This window comes from Limosilactobacillus reuteri subsp. porcinus (genome assembly GCF_036621895.1).
Taxonomy (GTDB): Bacteria; Bacillota; Bacilli; order Lactobacillales; family Lactobacillaceae; genus Limosilactobacillus; species Limosilactobacillus reuteri_J.
In genome coordinates this window covers 1-1173 of record NZ_LN887503.1, presented here as the reverse complement: position 1 = coordinate 1173, position 1173 = coordinate 1, and the positions used below count along the sequence as shown (strand labels likewise).

Annotated in this window: 1 protein-coding gene; it reads right to left on the bottom strand. The window is 43.6% G+C overall.

Going from position 1 to position 1173, the window contains the following annotated elements; translation table 11 throughout:
- Window positions 1-103: 103 nt before the first annotated feature.
- Window positions 104-1027, bottom strand: a complete 924-nt coding sequence (locus AACL61_RS09835) for an IS30 family transposase (protein ID WP_302499822.1) — start codon at window positions 1025-1027, stop codon at window positions 104-106.
- Window positions 1028-1173: the final 146 nt, after the last annotated feature.

The window sequence follows — 1173 nt, the reverse complement described above, 5'->3', positions numbered from 1 at the left end:
ACCTAGAATAATACATATTACTTTTAATAAGTGAACATGAACACTATTTTAATCTGTTCAAGTCTAATTAATTGGCAGATTGCAAGAAATAACTTGAACGAATTTAATGACGTAAATTAAGCAGGAAGATCTCGATTGGTGTGCGCCAGTTAAGACATTTAAGTGGCCGGGAATTCAGATACCAATTGATTTGAACCAGCTGGCGATCGCTCAGCTCTTCAATAGCTTGTCCCTTGGGAATAAATCGTCGCAAAACTCGGTTACGGTTCTCATTACTACCGCGTTCATGTGGTGAATAAGCATGGGCAAAATAAACCGGAGTACCAGTTTGCCGTTCAATTGTCTGATAGTTAGCGAACTCTTTACCATGATCCACGGTCAGCGTCTTGAGCTTGTCTTGAAGTTGACTAGCTAGTTCAAGTACGGCTTGAGTCATGGACTGACTGTCGCGGCCATGGAGCCGTTTAACAATTGTCAGGCGACTCTTACGCTCCACAAAAGTAGCCACAGCTTGACCTTTACGTTTGCCAGAAAGTACGGTATCAGCTTCAAAGTGGCCGAACTCCTGGCGAGTTTCGACTTTATGAGGACGCTCCTCAATGGAGCGGCCGTGACTGAACGTACCACGCTTTTCTTTAGCACGATGACGACGAATTCCATGATCAGGCAAATCGGGTAGCTGTACATCAAGCCAGCCTTGATCAATCCAGTTATAGACCGTCTTGTAGGCAATCCCAACCACATGGGCAACTTGTTCAGGGGACCACTTCTGGACTTGAATCTTTTCCTCGACCAAGTGTTTAAGGTTTTTAGTGAGCGAAGACTTCCGCCCCCGTTGACTAACCTTTTGTTCAAAGTCAGTTTGCGCTAGCTCAGCCTGGTACTCACCGTTGAGCCGGTGAAGTTCGTTAAAGATGGTGGTCTTACTAAAGCCTAAGTAGTTAGCGATGTATCGCAAGGAACGTCCTTCACTATGAAGCGTTTCAATGACAACACGGTTCTGGAATGATAAAATAGTGGTGCCCATTAAGGTCCTTCTTTCTAATGGAATGTTGAGGTAACACCATTAAAGACCTTGATGGGTTTTTCTGTCCACTTAAATGTTCAACTTAAATTTTACAATCTGCCACATATTTAAATCGGGTTCATTAACATCTCTCTCCCAATTCGATA

Coding starts and splice junctions, on each gene's coding strand:
- AACL61_RS09835 (WP_302499822.1), bottom strand. CDS start 1,027: ATGGGCACCACTATTTTATCATTCCAGAACCGTGTTGTCATTGAAACG.